An 18,106-nucleotide genomic window follows, 5' to 3' on the forward strand; every position below is an offset into this window, starting at 1 on the left:
GGATGATGTCGGGCAGACGGATAGTGATGGTAGTGGATATGCAGCAAGGGGTATTCGCCACCCCGCGCTTTCAACGAGAAGAGTGTGTGCGGCAGATAAACCGGCTCATACATGCTGCGGACACGGTGATTTTTATCCAGCACTGTGAGGCGGGTGGCCTCGAGGAGGGCAGTGAAGGGTTCCAGTTACTTCCAGAACTTTACCAGCCGGACCATGCGCTCTATGTCATGAAAACAGCCTGTGACAGTTTCTATCAAACGCGACTGGAAGCGGTGCTCACTGAACATCACATTACACACTTCGTGATGTGCGGTTGCGCCACCGATTATTGTGTCGACACTACGCTGAAAAATGGGGCCAGTCGGGGGTATGCCATCACCGTTGCAGGCGATGCCCACACCACTGCGCATCGACCGGCAGCCAGAGCGGATACGCTCATCGCCCATTATAACGAGGTGTGGCGTACCCTCATACTTCCCGGTAATCCCGTTTTCGTGAAATCCGTCGAAACAATTCTTAACGAGTGGCAGGCGAACTAAGGCGCTACCCTCAGGTCTGATTATCCGCTCTGTAACACCTACCCCGGAAATTCTATATCCGGGGTGAGCTGTGTCGTGTAAGCAATGCAAAAAATAAGAAAGCGCAGGAGAGTATAATGTTTAAGTCTTTTTTCCCAACGCCGAAGTTATTTTTCCTCTCGGCGTTTATTTGGGCATTGATCGCCGTGATATTCTGGCAGGCCGGCGGGGAAGCCTGGCTGTTGAGAATGACCGGCGCCTCATCCGAAGTTCCAATCAGTGCCGCCCGTTTCTGGTCGCTCAATTTTCTTCTTTTTTATGCTTACTACGCCTTCTGTACCGGCATTTTTGCGCTGGCCTGGTTTTTCCTCTCGCCCCATCGCTGGCAGCGCTGGTCTATTCTGGGAACGGCGCTGATTATTTTCGTCACCTGGTTTTTGGTTGAAGTGAACGTTGCGATAAACGCCTGGTACGCCCCGTTCTATGATCTTATTCAGACTGCGCTCAGTGCCCCCAACAAAGTCAGCATCAGCCAGCTTTATCATGAGATTGGCACTTTTCTGTGGATTGCACTGATCGCCGTCTCCGTGGCGGTATTAAACAACTTCTTCGTGAGTCATTATGTTTTCCGCTGGCGTACGGCGATGAACGAATATTATATGGCGCACTGGGAACAGCTCCGCCACATCGAGGGTGCCGCCCAGCGTGTGCAGGAAGACACGATGCGTTTTGCCAGCACTCTGGAGGACATGGGGGTAAGCTTTATTAATGCCATCATGACCCTGATTGCCTTTTTGCCGGTGCTGGTTGCGTTATCGCCTCATGTCCCGGAACTGCCGTTGGTTGGGCATATTCCTTATGGCCTGGTGATTGCTGCGATCGCATGGTCTCTTTTGGGCACGTTTTTACTGGCAGCGGTGGGGATCAAACTTCCTGGCCTGGAGTTTAAAAACCAGCGCGTGGAAGCGGCTTACCGCAAAGAGCTGGTTTACGGTGAGGATGACGCAGAGCGGGCAAAACCAAATACCATGCGCGAACTGTTTGCCGCCGTTCGCCGTAACTATTTCCGTCTCTACTTCCACTATATGTATTTCAACATCGCACGTATTTTGTATCTTCAGGTGGATGTGGTTTTCGGTTTGATTGTGCTGTTTCCGACCATTGCTGCGGGTGCGATCACCTTTGGGTTGATGCGTCAAATCACCAACGTCTTTGAACAGGTTCGTAGCTCATTCCAGTATCTTATTGCTTCCTGGACTACGCTGGTTGAACTGATGTCTATCTATAAACGTTTGCGCAGTTTTGAACACGAACTGGACGGGCAGCCGCTAACGCAAATGACCAACCACTTTAGCTAACGCAAGGAACATTATGTCAGTTTGCGCGCCGCGTCTTTTCGCGACCACAATGACCCTGCTGGCGGGATGCATTCTCGCTGGCTGTACCACCGGCAAGAACACCACGGCGACCAGAACTGCTGGCCCGGCGGCCGTGTCTGAAGCAGAAAAACCACAGGATGTGGAGAGCGTTGTCCGACGCAAAATGCCCGCCAGTGTAAAAGACAGAGATGAATGGGCAAAAGCACTGGCTACGACCTTCTCAAGCCAGGGGCTGGACCCGACGCTGGAAAATATCTGTTCCGTGCTCGCTGTAGCGCAGCAGGAGTCGAATTATCAGGCCGATCCTGCGGTTGCCGGGCTGAATAAGATTGCCTGGAAAGAGATTGACCGACGGGCTGCACGCCTGCATATCCCTGAGATCCTCGTCCACACCGCGCTGAAAATTAACTCGCCGAACGGTAAGAGTTACAGCGAGCGCCTGGATAACGTCCGTACGGAAAAACAGCTGAGTGAAATTTTTGATGACTTCATTGGTACGGTGCCGATGGGGCTGACGTTATTCGGCTCTTATAACCCGGTGCGCACCGGCGGTCCGATGCAAATCAGTATTGCGTTTGCTGAGCAGCATACGGATGGCTACCCGTGGAAAATGGCGGGTACGGTACGTCAGGAAGTCTTTACCCGGCGTGGCGGCTTATGGTTTGGAACCTATCACTTGCTCAACTACCCGGCTAACTACAGCGCACCTCTCTACCGTTTTGCCGATTTCAATGCGGGATGGTACGCCAGTCGTAACGCTGCTTTCCAGAATGCAGTCAGCAAAGCGACAGGGGTGAAGCTGGCGTTGGATGGTGATGTTATTCTCTATAACAGTAGCGAGGCGGGCAGCACGGAACGCGCAGTACAAAAACTGGGGCCAGCGTTAGGGATGAGCGATCGGGATATTCATCGTCAGCTGGCCACGGGCGACAGCATAGCTTTCGAAAAAACTGCCTTGTATCGGGAGGTTTATCGCCTGGCAGAGCAGAAAACCGGTAAAAGCTTGCCCAGAGAAATCCTGCCGGGTATCCAGCTTGAAAGCCCGAAAATCACGCGCAACCTCACCACCGCATGGTTTGCGAAGCGCGTCGACGATCGTCGGGCTCAGTGTATGCGCGGTCAGTGATGACGTCGCCAGCGCAGTATAAGGCCAATAACGCCTAAAATTGCACTACCCACCAGAAACGGCACCAGACCAAAGAGGGTGCCGACGCCGAAGCCGATTTCAACCTGAGGTCGGTTTGCATCCTGCACCTGTACCAGATGTTCAAACACCCCCGGTGCATGGACCAGCAGATTCAGTAGCTGTGCCCCGGCCCAAAAGCAGAGAAGCACAAATACCGCATAGGCAATATTTCCTGGCGTGGAGGCGTCGCGGGTTTTCTTCCCGGTAAAGGGTTTCGACAGTGTAAAGTCAGCCATAGAGACCTCCGCTTGATTCAGTTTTCCGGCAAAAAGCCAGTGACACTGAGTGATTTTGACAGCAGGATGAAATTGTCAACATCGGAATGGTGATAATTTCATTGCGGGAAGGTTTCCAGTTGGGTAAATTTTGTCGATGCTCACATTTTTGTAATATTTTGGTTACGTAATTAACATTTAAGAATTTCCGCATAGGCCACAGACGGGATAACGGGAATATGCGAGGATATATTTTTTATTGCCGGAGTTGTCATGAAGCTGCCCACGAAAATACGCCGTGACTGGCATTATTATGCGTTTGCGATTGGTTTGATTTTTATTCTGAATGGAGTGGTGGGGCTATTGGGTTTTGAGGCCAAAGGCTGGCAGGAATATGCCGTCGGTCTGGTCACCTGGGTTATCAGTTTTTGGCTCGCCGGGCTCATTATTCGCCGCCGCCCTGAGGATGAGCCTGAAGCGACGGCGAAAAACGAGGAAGAAAAGCCGCTGGATTAACGTCCCATTGAGGACTTGAGTGCGCTATCTGCCTGATGGCGCGCCAGCGCCAGTTCAATAAGCTGCGTGATCAAATCGGTGTAGCCGATACCACTGGCCTCCCACAATTTGGGGTACATGCTGATATTGGTGAAGCCCGGCAGCGTATTGATTTCGTTAATAATGACTTCATTTTCTGGCGTGAGGAATACATCGACACGCGCCATCCCCGCGCACCCCAGTGTCTGATAAGCCTGAACGGCAATCTCGCGAATACGGTCATTCACTTCCGGGGTAATATCGGCAGGTACAACGACCTGTGCGCCATTATCATCAATATATTTGGTGTCATAGGCGTAGAAATCGCTGTTTAATACAATTTCACCGCAGGTACTGGCTCTCGGACGATCGTTCCCAAGTACCGCACACTCAATTTCACGCCCTTTTATGCCCGTCTCAACCACCACTTTATGGTCGAACTCAAAGGCCAGGCTGACGGCCGCAGCGTATTGCGCTTCGCTGGTGACTTTACTGACGCCGACCGATGAACCCTGGTTTGCCGGTTTAACAAACAGCGGCAGCCCAAGCTTTTCCTGAACCTCGTGGAAAGCGAAACGATCGCGGTTGCCGCGCGTCAGGGTGATAAAAGGCGCGATGGCAAGCCCGGCATCACGCAGCAGACGTTTGGTGACGTCTTTGTCCATGCAGGCTGCAGAGCCCAGCACATCAGAACCGACAAAGGGCAACCCGGCCATACGCAACAAGCCCTGGAGTGTGCCGTCTTCACCCTGGGTACCGTGAACGATAGGAAAGATAACATCCACCGGTGCCAGGGGGAGGCCGTCGTGAGCATTAATCAGTTGCCCGGACAACTGGCCCGGCACCAGGGCGACGGTTTCTTCTGAAGGGTTGAGGGCAATGCGCGCCGGATCGCTGGCATTTTGCAGGTAATTATTCGCATCATTACAGTGCCACTGTCCCTGCTTATCTATTCCCAGCAGGACGACCTCGAAACGCGATTTATCCATTGCATCAACAATATTTTTTGCCGATTGCAGCGACACTTCATGTTCAGCCGATTTACCGCCAAACACGACTCCTACCCGCAGTTTTGCCATCACACCTTTCACTCACATCAATCAGAAAGCACATACCATATCACTTCTGCCATACTGTTTTCAGTGATAAATGGAGGGGATACGTGAAAGGGAAAAGCCTGTTAGTTCTTGGTATTTTGGTGGCAGCAGGCGGGGCGGGATACCGCTATCTGCCATCTTATTACAACCCCTTTGCTCCGCTTACGCTGCGCGATCCGCCGGGGCGAATAACGCAATATAAATTACGTCACCTTTCGCCTGAACAGTGTTCAGCTCTCCTTGTGCAGGCTAATCAGCAAAAGTTAATCTCCGCATCGCCGGTTGCTGACAGCCAGGGCGAGTGTCCTTTAACCAACGTGGTACGGGTTCGCGACTTTGGTGCGGTGAAGTTGAGCAGCAGTTTTTTAGCCAGTTGTCCGCTGGCGCTGAGTTCGGCACTTTTCGTTGAACAGCAGGCGCGTCCGCTCACCCGGCAGTTCACCAACCAGGCACTGGTGCGTATTGATCATCTGGGCAGCTATGCCTGCCGTAATATTTATAACCGGGCAGAAGGACGGCGCAGCGAACACGCCACCGCGGATGCGTTAGATATCAGCGGGTTCAGGCTGGCAAATGGTGAAGTGGTAACGGTATTGCGTGGCTGGCCGGCGCCTGCCACACAACCCTGGCTGCGCGCGATGTTGAGCGCAAGCTGCCACTATTACGGCAATGGACTCGGCCCGGAATACAACGCCGCGCACGCCAACCATTTCCATCTCGGCATGCGTGGGTTCGGACTTTGCCGGTAAGTATAAACTGCGGATATTATTCGCGTTCTTGCTGTCCTCTGCCGCCAGCGCTGATTGTCAGGGGATAAAACACTAAAATAGGGGTAAAAGCACCACGGGTAGCTCTTCGCTCCGGCCTTCTTGTTACTCTGTGTCTAATTTGTCAAAAAATGAATCATTACTGCTATCTATGGAATCCTGGAAGGTCAATCTCATCTCGGTCTGGTTCGGCTGCTTCTTTACCGGCCTGGCAATCAGCCAGATCTTACCGTTTTTGCCGCTCTATGTTGCTGAACTCGGTGTCACGTCGCACGAGGCGCTGTCGCTATGGTCAGGGCTGACCTTTAGCATTACCTTTCTCGTTTCTGCTATTGTTTCGCCCCTCTGGGGCAGTCTTGCTGACAGAAAAGGGCGCAAATTAATGTTGCTGCGCGCGTCCCTCGGCATGGCGGTGGCTATCCTGCTTCAGGCATTTGCCACGAACGTCTGGCAACTGCTTATCCTGCGTGGCGTGATGGGGCTGACCTCAGGTTACATCCCCAATGCGATGGCGCTTGTGGCGTCGCAAGCGCCACGGGAGCGAAGTGGCTGGGCGTTGAGTACACTCTCTACTGCGCAAATTAGCGGCGTCATTGGCGGGCCGCTGATGGGAGGCTTCCTGGCCGATCATTTTGGTTTGCGAACGGTCTTCTTTATCACGGCTATTTTACTGGTTATTAGTTTCCTGGTGACCCTGTTTCTTATCAAAGAGGGGGGACGTCCCAAAATTACTAAGGCGCAGCGGTTAAGCGGCAGGGCCGTATTCTCGACGCTGCCTTACCCGGGACTGGTCATTAGCTTGTTTGTGACCACAATGGTCATCCAGTTATGTAATGGTTCGGTGGGGCCGATTCTGGCGCTTTTCATCCAGTCCATGACCCCTGACAGCAGCAACGTTGCGTTTCTTAGTGGCCTGATTGCGGCTGTTCCCGGTGTCTCTGCACTCATGTCTGCGCCCCGGCTCGGTAAACTTGGCGACCGTATCGGCACCGCGCGCATTTTAATGGCCACGCTGGTGTGTGCCGTGGTTCTGTTTTTTGCCATGTCCTTCGTAACCACACCCTTTCAACTGGGGGTACTGCGCTTTCTGCTGGGGTTTGCCGATGGCGCAATGTTACCCGCCGTGCAAACGCTGCTGCTCAAGTACGCGAGCGATCAGGTGACGGGACGTATATTTGGCTATAACCAGTCGTTTATGTATCTGGGAAACGTCGCAGGGCCGCTGATGGGGGCTTCGGTATCGGCAATGGCTGGATTCCGATGGGTCTTTGCCGCGACGGCGCTGGTTGTGTTGTGCAATATCTGGCAACTTGCCATCGCGCTTCGTAAGGTAAAAAAATAAACAGATGACTTGTCACGGGTCTATTACCCAGGCAGTTCGATAAGTTTTTTTATATAAAAGGTCGGTTTTTAGCCGTTATTTTTTCAGCGTTGAGTTGGCCATTGTACGCTTTTGTAGCAGAGAAACGTTTCGCTAATACGCTTTTAATATTATGAGTTGCAAGTCACGGATTTTGACTAAAAATAGTAGTTGCATCTGCTTTGCAACTACTAATGAGAATGCTAACTTCAGCGGATCTCACATAAGGAAATAGCACTATGAAAAATCTCATTGCAGAATTATTAGTGAAACTTGCCCAAAAGGAAGAAGAGTCCAAAGAACTGGTTGCGCAGGTGGAGGCGCTTGAGATCGTCGTAACGGCACTGTTACGACAGATGGCGCAACCGGAGCAGCAGGCGCTTATCGACAGCATCGAAGGTGCAATGGATGATATTTCGCCGGATTCAGAGGTTCCCCCGCAGGATAGGGAGTTACTTCAACAATACTTAAAAAAGCTTTTAAGGCACCCGCGCAACCAGGTTGGTAAGGAAGGTCAGATTGTCATCTGACTGTCATGCGCGCTGCCTATAGTCGCTCTGTTTTTTATTTCTTTTAAGTATTTTTACACGGAGAAAATAAATTGAAACAGAGCGCATTATTCCTTGCCTTATTTCCGATGCTGTTTACCCCTGTTATTTATGCTGAGACCTCTTCGACGGCAGTATTGGAAACGCGTGCCGCGCAAGGCGATATTACGGCCCAGGGCGGCGCTCGCCGTTTAAGTGGCGATCAGACCGATGCTATTCGCGCTTCACTGAATGATAAGCCCGCTAAAAATATCATTTTGCTCATTGGCGATGGGATGGGCGACTCCGAAATTACCGCTGCACGAAATTATGCTGAAGGTGCGGGTGGCTATTTCAAAGGTATAGATGCCCTACCGCTGACGGGGCAATATACGCACTATGCGCTCGATAAAAAAACGGGCAAACCTGATTATGTTACCGACTCGGCCGCGTCTGCGACCGCATGGTCTACCGGCGTGAAGACCTACAATGGCGCGCTGGGTGTCGATATCCATGAAAAAGATCATATGACGATTCTGGAAATGGCAAAGGCCGCAGGCCTGGCAACCGGCAACGTCTCGACAGCGGAGTTACAGGACGCCACCCCCGCAGCCCTGGTTTCCCATGTTATTTCGCGTAAATGCTACGGCCCGAGCGTGACCAGCGAAAAATGCGCTGCTAACGCACTGGAAAAAGGTGGCAAAGGATCAATTACGGAACAACTGCTCAACGCCCGTGCGGACGTCACGCTGGGTGGCGGCGCAAAAACTTTCAGCGAAGCGGCCACGGCAGGTGAATGGAAAGGTAAGACACTGCGTGAGCAGGCGCAGGCGCGCGGCTACCAACTGGTAGGCGATGCTGCTGGCCTTGCCGCCATTACTGATGCCAGTCAGGATAAACCGCTGTTGGGTCTGTTCTCTGAAGGCAATATGCCGGTACGCTGGGAAGGACCAAAAGCCTCTTTGCACGGCAATACCGATAAACCCGCCGTAACCTGTACGCCGAATGCTAAACGCAACGACACCATTCCGACTCTGGCGCAAATGACCGATAAGGCCCTTGAGCTGCTGAGCAAAAATGAGAAAGGCTTCTTCCTGCAGGTCGAAGGTGCTTCCATTGACAAACAGGATCACGCTGCCAATCCATGTGGTCAGATAGGTGAAACGGTCGATCTTGACGAAGCGGTACAAAAAGCACTCGCGTTCGCGAAAAAAAAGGGCAACACGCTGGTTATCGTAACCGCTGACCATGCGCATGCCAGCCAGATCATCCCTGCTGATACCAAAGCGCCGGGCCTGAGCCAGTTGCTCAATACCAAAGACGGCACGGTGATGGCGATGACATATGGCAACTCTGAAGAAGAGTCTATGGAACATACCGGCACGCAGATACGTATTGCTGCCTATGGTCCTCATGCCGCCAACGTGGTTGGCCTCACCGATCAGACTGACCTGTTCTTCACTATGAAAGCAGCGCTTGGTCTGAAATAAGAGCCGCCCGGCGGGAATTTCTTCCGTCGGGTGGTTTTTTTACCCGTACAGACCATTCTTAAGAAGCAAACTTCAAGAAGGATGGTGCTATGAAAATAACCTTACTGGTCACGCTCCTGTTCGGTCTTGTGTTCGTCACGGCGCTTAGCGCTGCTGAAAAACCTCTTACTCCTCAACAACAACGAATGACCCTGTGTAATCAACAAGCGAACGTCCAGACGCTCTCCGGCGATGCCCGCAAGCAATACATGAGTGACTGCCTGAAAAATACCCACACTGAACCTGGTCAAAAAAGCCTGTCACCGCAGCAGCAAAAGATGCGCGAGTGCAATTCACAGGCCACTCAGCAATCGCTTAAAGGTGAAGATCGCAGCAAGTTCATGAGTGCCTGTCTGAAAAAAACCGGCTAAGCCGAACGGGTGAGCGGCATCCTTCGCTCACCCGAAATTTCATACTTTCTCCCCACACCCCCTCTCTATAATTTGGGAAATTGTTTCAGAATGTTCCCAAAAATTATGAGTGATAATAGCTTTTATACCGACGAAGAGGCGGGCAAGGAGGGCAACGTCAAGCGTCGCGACGAGGATCGTTACAGCGACGGTCTGCATTTCGCGCGACGGGAGAGATTGCCTCGTGCCGTAGGGCTTGCATGTCTGTTCTTCCCGCTGGCCGCCGAACTGGTATCCAGGCCGACGGCGGGAGGCTGGTGGGTACTACTGGTGCTCTGGACGTTCGTCTGGCCCCATCTGGCCTGGCAGCTTTCCTCGCGATCCAGCGATCCGCTCACCAGCGAAATACACAACCTGAAGGCAGATGCCATCTTCGCAGGGGTCTGGATGGCGTTAACCGGCCTGAACCTGATGCCGTCGCTGGCGCTCGCCATCATGGTCATCACCACCACCATGTGCGCGGGGGGCACGCGTCTTTGTATCGCAGCCGTGATTCTGACTTTGGTATCTGGTCTGACAACGCTCAAACTCACCGGTGTGGCCGTCAACCCGGTCAGTTCGCCATTTACCGTCTGGCTGACTGTGCCAGTCCTGCTTATCTATCCGCTGCTCTTTTCCTGGGTGAGCTACCGGACTATGGCGCGCATGGAGGAGCACCGGCGACGGCTTCAGGAGATGAGCATCCGTGATGGCATGACAGGGGTTTATAACCGGCGTCATTGGGAAACGTTACTGCGCAGCGAGTATGATCACTCCAGACGGCACCAGCGCGTCGCAACGCTGTTACTTATCGACGTTGATCATTTTAAGTTGATCAATGATACCCACGGTCACGATATTGGCGATGAAGCGATCATTGCGATCACGCGTCATCTCCAGCTCAGCCTGCGGGGAAGTGATGTGATTGGTCGTTTTGGCGGCGACGAGTTTGCCATCATTATGGGCGGCACTTCCTCCGAAAATGCTATCGCAGCCATGGCGCGGGTGCACGATCGCCTGGCGACCTTCCGCCTTACCAGTGTCCCCCAGCTTGAACTGCACATCAGCGTAGGCATTGCCTCGCTGACCGAAGAGATGACCCATCATCGTGAATGGCTAAAATCTGCCGATCTGGCCCTTTATAAAGCGAAAAAAGCGGGGCGCAATCGTACTGAAGTGGCTGCCTGAAACCTCCCGTCTTGTTGCTCAACGTCTAATCTCTGCCAGGCTTAAAGCGTCACCATTACCTTTTGTGTGTCTTTATTTTTCCTCGTGGTGTGCGCTGTCTGGCGTTACGACCCTTTTCCCACACTGGTACGAGAGCACTGTTATGAGCTATCAATTTGTAACTGAAATCAATAAATTACCCGAAGGTCAGCCGGTAAAATTTGAAGTATCTGGTACCTCGATTATCCTCATTCGTACTCTGGCCCAGGTGCGGGCGTTTCAAAGTAAATGCCCGCATGCAGGCGCGCCGCTGGAGCAAGGGGCGGTATGTGAAGGTCGCCTTGTCTGCCCGTGGCATAAGGCAGAGTTTGACATCCGAAACGGACAGTGGCTGGAGCCGTTAGCCCTCTCCAGCCTGAAACAGTACCCGGTTCTGATTGAGGAAAATCGGGTGATGGTCAACCCGCGCCCGATGTCTCCTGCACGTTTTCCCCAGATCCGTGGCGATGAAGAAGAGACCACCGTTATTGTGGGAACGGGGGCGGCTGGCAGTGCGGCAGCCATCACCCTGCAGGATGAAGGTTATAAGGGGCGGCTGATCCTGATTGATAAAGAGGATGATGCACCTTATGACCGTACAGCACTGAGCAAATTTGTCCCGGCGGGAAAGATGAAGATCGGCGAAGTGCCGCATATTCTGGATGAAGCCTTTTATCATCAGCCTGGCGTTGAAAGCGTGCGTGGGGAGGTCACCCAGCTCAACAGCCGCGAGCACCTGCTGACATTGAGCAGTGGCAATACTATCCGTTATGACAAGCTTCTGCTGGCGACGGGCGGGCAGCCCGTGTGGCCTGAAACCGAAGGCAGAGAGCTGGGCGGCGTGCATGTCCTGCGTGATATACACCAGGCGGAGCAGTTGTTAAATGACGTTGAGCGTGAGCAACAGCTGGTGATTATCGGTAACAGCTTTATTGCTATGGAACTGGCGGCAGCATTACGTAATCAGGACATAAATGTCACCGTCGTCTCCCGCCATGAACTCCCTTTTGTTCCGCAGTTTGGCGAGGAAATGGGGCGTCACTTCTTTGAACTGCACAAACAAAATGGTGTGAAATTCGTGACCGGTGAGCCTGCTGCTCTGCAGGGGAACGGGCAGGTGCATAGCGTGGTGCTTAAAAATGGCCGCACCCTGCCTGCGCATGTGGTGGTATTTGCCACGGGCGTTACTCCCTCTACGGCGTTCGTCCATGATCTTCATCGTGAAGAGGATGGCAGCCTGACTGTCGATGAAATGCTTACGGCTGCGCCGGACGTTTGGGCCGTAGGGGACATTGCGAGCTATCCTGCTCCCGAAGGGCGTCGGCGCATTGAACACTGGCGTGTTGCGCAGCAGCAGGGCCATCTGGCGGCGCTGAATATGATGGGCGCGCAGCACCGCTTTACTCAGGTGCCCTTTTTCTGGACGACCCACTTTGGCACCCGATTTGAGTACCTGGGCTACGCCGCAGACTGGGACAGCACAAAAATGCTCGGCTCCTTCGACAGCAAGCGCTTTGCGGTGCTTTACGGCGAGGAGGGGATATTAAAAGCTGTGCTGAGCAGCGGAGAGTACACGCAAACCGCGGCACTGCTGCTGAAGATGCAGCGGCCGCTCAGCCTTGACGCGGCCAGCGAAATGTTTGCCTGAGGAGAGGCGCCACCGGTGAACCTGCCTGTGGCGCACTCCTTTATTTGCTCAGTGCTTCAGACTTCGCCATACAGGCCTGCATGGCATCCATGATGGCCGCGCGAAAACCTTTCTCTTCCAGCACTTTTACCGCTTCAATGGTCGTTCCTCCTGGCGAGCAGACCATATCTTTAAGCTCGCCGGGGTGCTTACCGGTTTCCAGCACCATTTTTGCCGATCCCATGACCGCCTGCGCCGCAAAGCGGTAAGCTTGCGCACGGGGCATACCGCCAAGCACGGCGGCATCGGCCATCGCTTCAATGAACATAAACACGTAGGCAGGGGCGGAACCACTGACGCCCACCACCGGGTGGATCATGGATTCAGAAACGACTTCCGCTTCGCCAAAACTTCGGAATATGCTCAGTACATCGGCGATATCTGCATCAGTCACCAGCGCGTTGGCGGTGACGGAGGTCATGCCAGCATTCACCAGCGAAGGGGTATTTGGCATGGTGCGGATGATTTTGCGATCGTGGCCGAGCGCGCGCGCCAGTTGATCCAGCGTGACGCCGGCAGCAATGGAGACAACCAGGGTCTCTTTATTCAGGCTGGACGCCACATCGCTGAGGACTTTAATCATGATGTTAGGTTTGACCGCACCGAAGACGATATCCGCAACCTGGGCCACTTCCTGCGCGCTCTGGGCAGCGTTAATCCCATATTCATCATGCAGAGCCGCAACCTTGTCCGGCGACGGGGTGTAGACCCAGATCTGTCCAGGCTGTACCTGACCACTGGCAATAAGCCCACCCAGAATCGCTTTACCCATATTGCCGCAGCCGATAAAACCGATTTTTTTCTCCATTCCCTCTGTCTCTCCGCTGATAGTGTGTTGTGGGCTATAGCTTAACGCATGACGGTGATGCAGGGCTAAATCTTAACGTTATGCTTTGCGTGCCCTGGATTTAACGCCACAATGAACGCAACTAACTGAGAGGTCAGCATGGTGATTTGGGTTGATGCGGACGCCTGTCCGAATGTAATTAAAGAGATTCTTTTTCGTGCCGCCGAGCGCACGCAAACGCCGCTAACATTGGTGGCAAACCAGAATATCCGCGTTCCACCGTCCCGTTTTATACGTTCAGTGAGGGTCGCGGCGGGTTTTGACGTCGCTGATAACGAAATCGTCCGTCTCTGCGGACAAGGGGATCTGGTTATCACCGCCGACATTCCTCTCGCGGCGGAGGTCCTGGCAAAAGGGGGCGAAGCGCTTAATCCACGTGGCGAGCGCTATACCGAGGCGACCATAAAAGAGAGGCTGACCATGCGCGATTTTATGGACACCCTGCGTGCCAGCGGTATTCAGACCGGCGGCCCGGACAGCCTGACCCAGCGCGATCGTCAGCAATTTGCCGCGCAACTGGATAAATGGTTACTGGAGCGGCAACGTCGTCAGGGATAGCCTTCACATTATGACTGTCATGTGAATATGTTACGCTTACTTCGCCCGTAGCCTTGTCAACCGTCATGAGTTTAAGTAAGGTTATCGCTACACGGGTTGCATTAAAATCTTTACGCTCAAACCAGGCGTCGTTTCTGGATTTAGTCGGAGCGGGATGCAAATAATACTTTCATATGTAAAGATTAATTTACGACCGCAAGACACCACGCGGGGTGATCAATCACTTTCATTTTTCATGCACCTTGCAACATCTGAGGGAACATCAGTTCATGACGCTACCCATCTTTCTCATTGGCGCACGCGGCTGCGGAAAAACCACCATCGGTCATGCGCTTTCGCAGTTACAGTCCTGTAAGTTTGTTGACACCGACCACTGGCTGCAGGAACAGGCGCAGATGACCGTTGCGCAGTTGGTTTGTCAGGAAGGCTGGCAGGGCTTTCGGGCCAGAGAGACGCAAGCGCTGGAGGCGGTCACGGCACCTGCTCATGTGGTTGCGACGGGCGGGGGGATCGTTCTGAGCGAATATAATCGTCAGTTCATGCGTGAAAAAGGGCTGGTCTTTTATCTGCACGCCCCGGTTTCGGTGTTGGTGGATCGTCTGGAAGCTTATCCACACGAGAGCCAGCGCCCGACGCTCACCGGTAAGCCGATTCGCGAAGAGGTCAGTGAGGTGCTGGCCGGGCGGGATGCACTCTACCGTGAGACTGCGCATCACGTTGTCGATGCTTCGGCGAGCCTTGATGAGGTTATTGCTGAAATTCGTCACGCGATCGGTATGGCCCGCGCCAGTTAGCGAAACGATTGTCTATACTTAAAGCCTGACTGAAATAAAAGGAAAAGTCATGGCCAGTAAACCACCCTATCCAAGAGAAGCCCGTGTCGTTACCATCGAAAAAGGCGCGACCGGGCAGACTGTTACCTGGTATCAGCTCCGTGCCGATCACCCTAAACCTGATGCCTTGATAAGTGAACATCCTACGGAGCAGGAAGCCCTTGATGCAAAACGTCGCTATGAGGACCCGGAAAAAAGTTGATGCCTGAGGTGCTCCTACTGCTGTTCCGTAAAGGCTGAAAAAGAGGTTTTCGTCACATTATTCACCCTGGTAAAGTGGATGATGACCGATAATAATCAAACGTTATTAAATCATTCTGGAAACTTCCGGAAACTGGAAGAGAGGTGGTTATCCGACGCGAATGCACGGGATGCCACTCAGTTGTACTTCCGGTTTCCGCCGAAGCCTGAATAAACGTGCAGTGTTGCAAGGCGGATATACAATGAGTGCGACCCTGGCAATCCTCACCATCGGTGTGGTGCCTGTAAAAGAGATCTTACCGCTGTTGACCGAACATATTTCTGAACAGCAAATTACCCATGTTAGCTTGCTCGGCAACATGGAACCAGAAGAGGTCCAAAAGGAATATTACCTTGAGCCAGGGCAAACCCCCCTGCCAACCCGGCTGAGTGACGAGAACATCGTCAGTGTTTCACGCGAGAAAGTGGAACGCGATCTGCAAAGTGTCATTGAAGTGCTTGATAACCAGGGCTACGACGTCATTTTGCTGATGAGCACTGCGCCGATTCGTGGCCTGAGTGCGAGAAATGCCATTCTTATCGAACCGCAACGCATTATTCCGCCGCTGGTCGCCTCTATTGTTGACGGACACCAGGTCGGGGTTATTGTGCCTATTCCGGAGCTGATGGCTCAACAGAGACAAAAGTGGGCGCTGCTTGAGAACGAACCCTACTATGAACTGGCCCACCCCTTCCAGGCGACGGAATATGAGCTGGTAGAAGCAGGAAAAAGCCTGATCGACCAGGGGGCCGATGTTTTAATGCTTAATTGCCTTGGCTTTCATCAATGGCACCGCGATTTATTCCAGAAAGCCCTCGATGTGCCGGTATTACTCTCTAACGTGCTGGTGGCGCGGCTGGCGTCGGAACTGCTGGTATAGGTCTTTTTCGCGTGACAGAGATGAAGTCTGGCCTCTATAGTGGTTTTCCATACGTTTTCTTAAAATAAAAGGGCCAGTACATGCTTCAGAGTAATGAATACTTTTCCGGTAAAGTGAAATCCATTGGTTTTACCAGCAGCAGTACGGGTCGTGCCAGCGTTGGCGTGATGGCTGAAGGGGAATATACCTTTGGGACCGCACAACCTGAAGAGATGACGGTGGTAAGTGGTGCGTTACATGTCCTGCTGCCAGGCGAAACTGAGTGGAAAACTTATGCTGCCGGAGAGGTGTTCCATGTGCCGGGCCACAGTGAATTTCATCTGCAGATTGCAGAGCCTTCTTCCTATCTCTGCCGCTACCTGTAAGCCAGATTCAAAAAAATGCCCGGACAGACCGGGCTTTTTTTATGCAGAGTCAGCGGTCAGCGCTGGGCTTCGCCGCCAAGCCCTTCCACCAGACTATGAATCAGCGTCGAGAGTTCACCGGTCATCAGAATAAAGTCAGCATCGAAACGCTGAGCCACGTCATCCCGGTCAATGTCCTGATTCTGGTCACGAATTTCATCGCCAAATTTCAGCCGTTTGATAGATCCATCGTCGCAGACAACAAACTGCACGCGCTGTTGCCAGTCGAGGGCCAGTTTCGTCACTACTTTTCCGGCTTCGATGTGCACGGCGATTTCGTCACTGACCAGCTCCTGCTTTTTACAGCGAATCACGCCGCCATCTTCCAGCATCGCCTTAAGCTCTGCTTCATCAAGCAGCTGGAAACCCTGGGCAACGGTGCCGGAGCGTACCCATTCAGTCAGCGTCAGTTCAATGGGATTTTCCATAGTGAGCGGAACCACCGGCAGGGAGCCAAGGCTTTTACGCAGCAATGCCAGCGTATCTTCAGCCTTTTTCGCGCTTGCGCTGTCGACCATAATCAGCCCGTTGACCGTATCAATCCACATCATGGTCTGGCTGAAACGGCTGAAAGCGCGAGGCAGCAAAGAGTGCAGCACTTCGTCTTTCAGCGAGTCTTTTTCAGTTTTCTTCAGTTTGCGGCCCTGATCGGCTTCCAGGCGGGAAATTTTTGCTTCCAGCGCCTGTTTCACCACCGGAGAAGGGAGAATTTTTTCTTCTTTGCGGGCGCAAATAATAATCTGGCCGTTGGCAGTGTGGGTCAGCGCATCACTGTGTGAACCCATCGGTGGAACCCACCCGGTTTTCGCCATATCCTGACTACCGCATGGGGTAAACGATAGTGGGGCAAGCTGTTTTTCCATCTCTTCCGCCTGCAACGCAACATCGCGGCTGAGACGGTATACCATTAAATTTTTAAACCACAGCATGATTTTTTCCACGGCCTTGTCGTTAAATGCAGCGGGCATGATACCCAATTGTCGCCACGCTTGCATGTGAATGCGTTGTCCAACTATGAGGAGCATTGTGTGCGTATTGGTATTGATTTAGGTGGCACGAAGACAGAAATTATCGCGCTGAGCGACGGCGGGGAGGAGTTGTTTCGCCACCGCCAGGCAACCCCGCGTGATTATCATCAAACCATTGAACTGATTGCTTCTCTTGTTTTTCTTACCGAAAAAGAGACCGGCCAAACCGGCACGGTGGGAATGGGCATTCCGGGCTCAATTTCCCCTTATACCGGCGTGGTGAAGAATGCCAATTCGACCTGGCTGAACGGTAAACCTTTTGATAAAGATCTGAGCCAGCGTCTGAATCGCGAGGTGCGACTGGCAAACGATGCCAACTGCCTGGCGGTGTCAGAAGCCGTGGACGGCGCAGCGGCAGGGGCGCAAACCGTCTTTGCGGTGATCATTGGCACGGGGTGCGGATCGGGCGTGGCTCTCAGCGGCCGATCCCATATCGGCGGCAACGGCACGGCCGGAGAGTGGGGCCATAATCCCCTGCCGTGGATGGATGAAGATGAGCTGCGCTATCGTGCCGAGGTTCCCTGTTATTGTGGCAAACAGGGCTGCATTGAAACCTTTATTTCCGGCACCGGCTTTGGCACCGACTACCAGCGTTTAAGTGGTAAATCACTCAAAGGGAACGAGATAGTTCGTCTGGTAGAGGAACAGGACCCGGTTGCTGAACTGGCGTTAAGCCGTTACGAGTTGCGTCTGGCCAAGTCGCTGGCCCATGTGGTGAATATTCTTGACCCGGATGTCATTGTGCTCGGCGGTGGCATGAGCAACGTTGAGCGTCTCTATAAAACAGTACCTGGTCTGATAAAGCATTGGGTCTTTGGCGGGGAGTGTGAAACGCCGATTCGCAAAGCGCTTCATGGTGACTCCAGCGGCGTTCGCGGCGCCGCCTGGCTGTGGCCACAGGCGTAGCGCAAAGCATGTACC

At 53.1% G+C, this 18,106-nt stretch carries 21 protein-coding genes; 17 read left to right on the plus strand and 4 right to left on the minus strand.

Going from position 1 to position 18,106, the window contains the following annotated elements; all coding sequences use genetic code 11:
* Positions 1-5: 5 nt before the first annotated feature.
* From M1D91_RS04895 to M1D91_RS04905, 3 genes are all read left to right on the plus strand, one after another.
* Positions 6-539 (plus strand): isochorismatase family protein, encoded by a 534-nt coding sequence (locus M1D91_RS04895; protein ID WP_437433832.1) that lies wholly within the window; start codon positions 6-8, stop codon positions 537-539.
* Positions 540-655: 116 nt separating this feature from the next.
* Positions 656-1,876, plus strand: a complete 1,221-nt coding sequence (gene sbmA, locus M1D91_RS04900) for a peptide antibiotic transporter SbmA (RefSeq protein WP_437433817.1) — start codon at positions 656-658, stop codon at positions 1,874-1,876.
* A gap of 13 nt (positions 1,877-1,889) precedes the next feature.
* The gene (locus M1D91_RS04905) at positions 1,890-3,023 is read left to right on the plus strand and encodes a DUF1615 domain-containing protein (RefSeq protein ID WP_437433816.1); all 1,134 of its coding nucleotides are present in this window, start codon (positions 1,890-1,892) and stop codon (positions 3,021-3,023) included.
* Here the strand turns inward: M1D91_RS04905 and M1D91_RS04910 are convergent.
* Positions 3,017-3,319, minus strand: coding sequence for a DUF2755 family protein (locus M1D91_RS04910; RefSeq protein ID WP_437433815.1), 303 nt, complete (start codon positions 3,317-3,319; stop codon positions 3,017-3,019). The two genes, M1D91_RS04905 and M1D91_RS04910, sit on opposite strands and share 7 nt — an antisense overlap.
* Positions 3,320-3,571: 252 nt before the next feature.
* On the opposite strand from M1D91_RS04910, the gene M1D91_RS04915 reads away from it, so the two are divergent.
* The gene (locus M1D91_RS04915) at positions 3,572-3,814 is read left to right on the plus strand and encodes a DUF2754 domain-containing protein (RefSeq protein WP_437433814.1); all 243 of its coding nucleotides are present in this window, start codon (positions 3,572-3,574) and stop codon (positions 3,812-3,814) included.
* Here M1D91_RS04915 and ddlA read toward each other — a convergent pair.
* Positions 3,811-4,911: a D-alanine--D-alanine ligase gene (gene ddlA, locus M1D91_RS04920; RefSeq protein ID WP_437433813.1), complete on the minus strand. Its 1,101-nt coding sequence runs from the start codon at positions 4,909-4,911 to the stop codon at positions 3,811-3,813. The two genes, M1D91_RS04915 and ddlA, sit on opposite strands and share 4 nt — an antisense overlap.
* A gap of 83 nt (positions 4,912-4,994) precedes the next feature.
* Between ddlA and M1D91_RS04925 the strand changes: the two genes are divergently transcribed.
* From M1D91_RS04925 to M1D91_RS04955, 7 genes are all read left to right on the plus strand, one after another.
* Positions 4,995-5,678 carry an extensin-like domain-containing protein gene (locus tag M1D91_RS04925; RefSeq protein WP_437433812.1) on the plus strand — a complete coding sequence of 228 codons (684 nt, stop codon included), beginning with the start codon at positions 4,995-4,997 and terminating at the stop codon, positions 5,676-5,678.
* A gap of 169 nt (positions 5,679-5,847) precedes the next feature.
* Entirely contained in the window at positions 5,848-7,038 is a 1,191-nt protein-coding gene (locus M1D91_RS04930) for a multidrug efflux MFS transporter (RefSeq protein ID WP_437433831.1), read from the plus strand.
* Positions 7,039-7,295: 257 nt separating this feature from the next.
* Entirely contained in the window at positions 7,296-7,586 is a 291-nt protein-coding gene (iraP, locus tag M1D91_RS04935) for an anti-adapter protein IraP (protein WP_437433811.1), read from the plus strand.
* Positions 7,587-7,657: 71 nt separating this feature from the next.
* Positions 7,658-9,073, plus strand: coding sequence for an alkaline phosphatase (gene phoA / locus M1D91_RS04940; protein WP_437433810.1), 1,416 nt, complete (start codon positions 7,658-7,660; stop codon positions 9,071-9,073).
* A gap of 89 nt (positions 9,074-9,162) precedes the next feature.
* Positions 9,163-9,483 carry a phosphate starvation-inducible protein PsiF gene (psiF, locus tag M1D91_RS04945; RefSeq protein ID WP_437433809.1) on the plus strand — a complete coding sequence of 107 codons (321 nt, stop codon included), beginning with the start codon at positions 9,163-9,165 and terminating at the stop codon, positions 9,481-9,483.
* A 90-nt stretch (positions 9,484-9,573) separates the two neighbouring features.
* On the plus strand, positions 9,574-10,689 hold the full coding sequence (adrA, locus tag M1D91_RS04950; protein ID WP_437433808.1) for a diguanylate cyclase AdrA: 1,116 nt from the start codon (positions 9,574-9,576) through the stop codon (positions 10,687-10,689).
* 142 nt (positions 10,690-10,831) lie between these two features.
* The gene (locus M1D91_RS04955; RefSeq protein WP_437433807.1) at positions 10,832-12,355 is read left to right on the plus strand and encodes an FAD-dependent oxidoreductase; all 1,524 of its coding nucleotides are present in this window, start codon (positions 10,832-10,834) and stop codon (positions 12,353-12,355) included.
* A gap of 40 nt (positions 12,356-12,395) precedes the next feature.
* Here M1D91_RS04955 and proC read toward each other — a convergent pair whose 3' ends face one another.
* Positions 12,396-13,202 carry a pyrroline-5-carboxylate reductase gene (gene proC, locus M1D91_RS04960; protein ID WP_437433806.1) on the minus strand — a complete coding sequence of 269 codons (807 nt, stop codon included), beginning with the start codon at positions 13,200-13,202 and terminating at the stop codon, positions 12,396-12,398.
* Between the two features lie 138 nt (positions 13,203-13,340).
* On the opposite strand from proC, the gene M1D91_RS04965 reads away from it, so the two are divergent.
* From M1D91_RS04965 to ppnP, 5 genes are all read left to right on the plus strand, one after another.
* Positions 13,341-13,799, plus strand: coding sequence for a YaiI/YqxD family protein (locus M1D91_RS04965; RefSeq protein WP_437433805.1), 459 nt, complete (start codon positions 13,341-13,343; stop codon positions 13,797-13,799).
* A gap of 269 nt (positions 13,800-14,068) precedes the next feature.
* Positions 14,069-14,593, plus strand: coding sequence for a shikimate kinase AroL (gene aroL / locus M1D91_RS04970; protein WP_437433804.1), 525 nt, complete (start codon positions 14,069-14,071; stop codon positions 14,591-14,593).
* A gap of 49 nt (positions 14,594-14,642) precedes the next feature.
* Positions 14,643-14,834, plus strand: coding sequence for a protein YaiA (gene yaiA / locus M1D91_RS04975; RefSeq protein ID WP_437433803.1), 192 nt, complete (start codon positions 14,643-14,645; stop codon positions 14,832-14,834).
* A gap of 241 nt (positions 14,835-15,075) precedes the next feature.
* A complete protein-coding gene (locus tag M1D91_RS04980) occupies positions 15,076-15,753 on the plus strand; it encodes an AroM family protein (protein WP_437433802.1) in 678 nt (225 codons plus the stop codon).
* Between the two features lie 80 nt (positions 15,754-15,833).
* Complete coding sequence (ppnP, locus tag M1D91_RS04985) at positions 15,834-16,118, plus strand: pyrimidine/purine nucleoside phosphorylase (RefSeq protein WP_437433801.1); 285 nt, start codon at positions 15,834-15,836, stop codon at positions 16,116-16,118.
* Positions 16,119-16,174: 56 nt separating this feature from the next.
* Here ppnP and rdgC read toward each other — a convergent pair whose 3' ends face one another.
* Positions 16,175-17,086 (minus strand): recombination-associated protein RdgC, encoded by a 912-nt coding sequence (rdgC, locus tag M1D91_RS04990; RefSeq protein WP_437433800.1) that lies wholly within the window; start codon positions 17,084-17,086, stop codon positions 16,175-16,177.
* Positions 17,087-17,185: 99 nt separating this feature from the next.
* Between rdgC and mak the strand changes: the two genes are divergently transcribed.
* Positions 17,186-18,091, plus strand: a complete 906-nt coding sequence (gene mak / locus M1D91_RS04995; RefSeq protein WP_437433799.1) for a fructokinase — start codon at positions 17,186-17,188, stop codon at positions 18,089-18,091.
* Positions 18,092-18,106: the final 15 nt, after the last annotated feature.

This window comes from Enterobacter sp. SA197, assembly GCF_054131575.1.

Coding starts and splice junctions, on each gene's coding strand:
- M1D91_RS04915 (WP_437433814.1), top strand. CDS start 3,572: ATGAAGCTGCCCACGAAAATACGCCGTGACTGGCATTATTATGCGTTT.
- proC (WP_437433806.1), bottom strand. CDS start 13,202: ATGGAGAAAAAAATCGGTTTTATCGGCTGCGGCAATATGGGTAAAGCG.
- M1D91_RS04965 (WP_437433805.1), top strand. CDS start 13,341: ATGGTGATTTGGGTTGATGCGGACGCCTGTCCGAATGTAATTAAAGAG.
- yaiA (WP_437433803.1), top strand. CDS start 14,643: ATGGCCAGTAAACCACCCTATCCAAGAGAAGCCCGTGTCGTTACCATC.
- psiF (WP_437433809.1), top strand. CDS start 9,163: ATGAAAATAACCTTACTGGTCACGCTCCTGTTCGGTCTTGTGTTCGTC.
- M1D91_RS04910 (WP_437433815.1), bottom strand. CDS start 3,319: ATGGCTGACTTTACACTGTCGAAACCCTTTACCGGGAAGAAAACCCGC.
- sbmA (WP_437433817.1), top strand. CDS start 656: ATGTTTAAGTCTTTTTTCCCAACGCCGAAGTTATTTTTCCTCTCGGCG.
- rdgC (WP_437433800.1), bottom strand. CDS start 17,086: ATGCTGTGGTTTAAAAATTTAATGGTATACCGTCTCAGCCGCGATGTT.
- aroL (WP_437433804.1), top strand. CDS start 14,069: ATGACGCTACCCATCTTTCTCATTGGCGCACGCGGCTGCGGAAAAACC.
- iraP (WP_437433811.1), top strand. CDS start 7,296: ATGAAAAATCTCATTGCAGAATTATTAGTGAAACTTGCCCAAAAGGAA.
- ddlA (WP_437433813.1), bottom strand. CDS start 4,911: ATGGCAAAACTGCGGGTAGGAGTCGTGTTTGGCGGTAAATCGGCTGAA.
- M1D91_RS04895 (WP_437433832.1), top strand. CDS start 6: ATGTCGGGCAGACGGATAGTGATGGTAGTGGATATGCAGCAAGGGGTA.
- M1D91_RS04905 (WP_437433816.1), top strand. CDS start 1,890: ATGTCAGTTTGCGCGCCGCGTCTTTTCGCGACCACAATGACCCTGCTG.
- M1D91_RS04980 (WP_437433802.1), top strand. CDS start 15,076: ATGAGTGCGACCCTGGCAATCCTCACCATCGGTGTGGTGCCTGTAAAA.
- adrA (WP_437433808.1), top strand. CDS start 9,574: ATGTTCCCAAAAATTATGAGTGATAATAGCTTTTATACCGACGAAGAG.
- M1D91_RS04930 (WP_437433831.1), top strand. CDS start 5,848: ATGGAATCCTGGAAGGTCAATCTCATCTCGGTCTGGTTCGGCTGCTTC.
- ppnP (WP_437433801.1), top strand. CDS start 15,834: ATGCTTCAGAGTAATGAATACTTTTCCGGTAAAGTGAAATCCATTGGT.
- M1D91_RS04955 (WP_437433807.1), top strand. CDS start 10,832: ATGAGCTATCAATTTGTAACTGAAATCAATAAATTACCCGAAGGTCAG.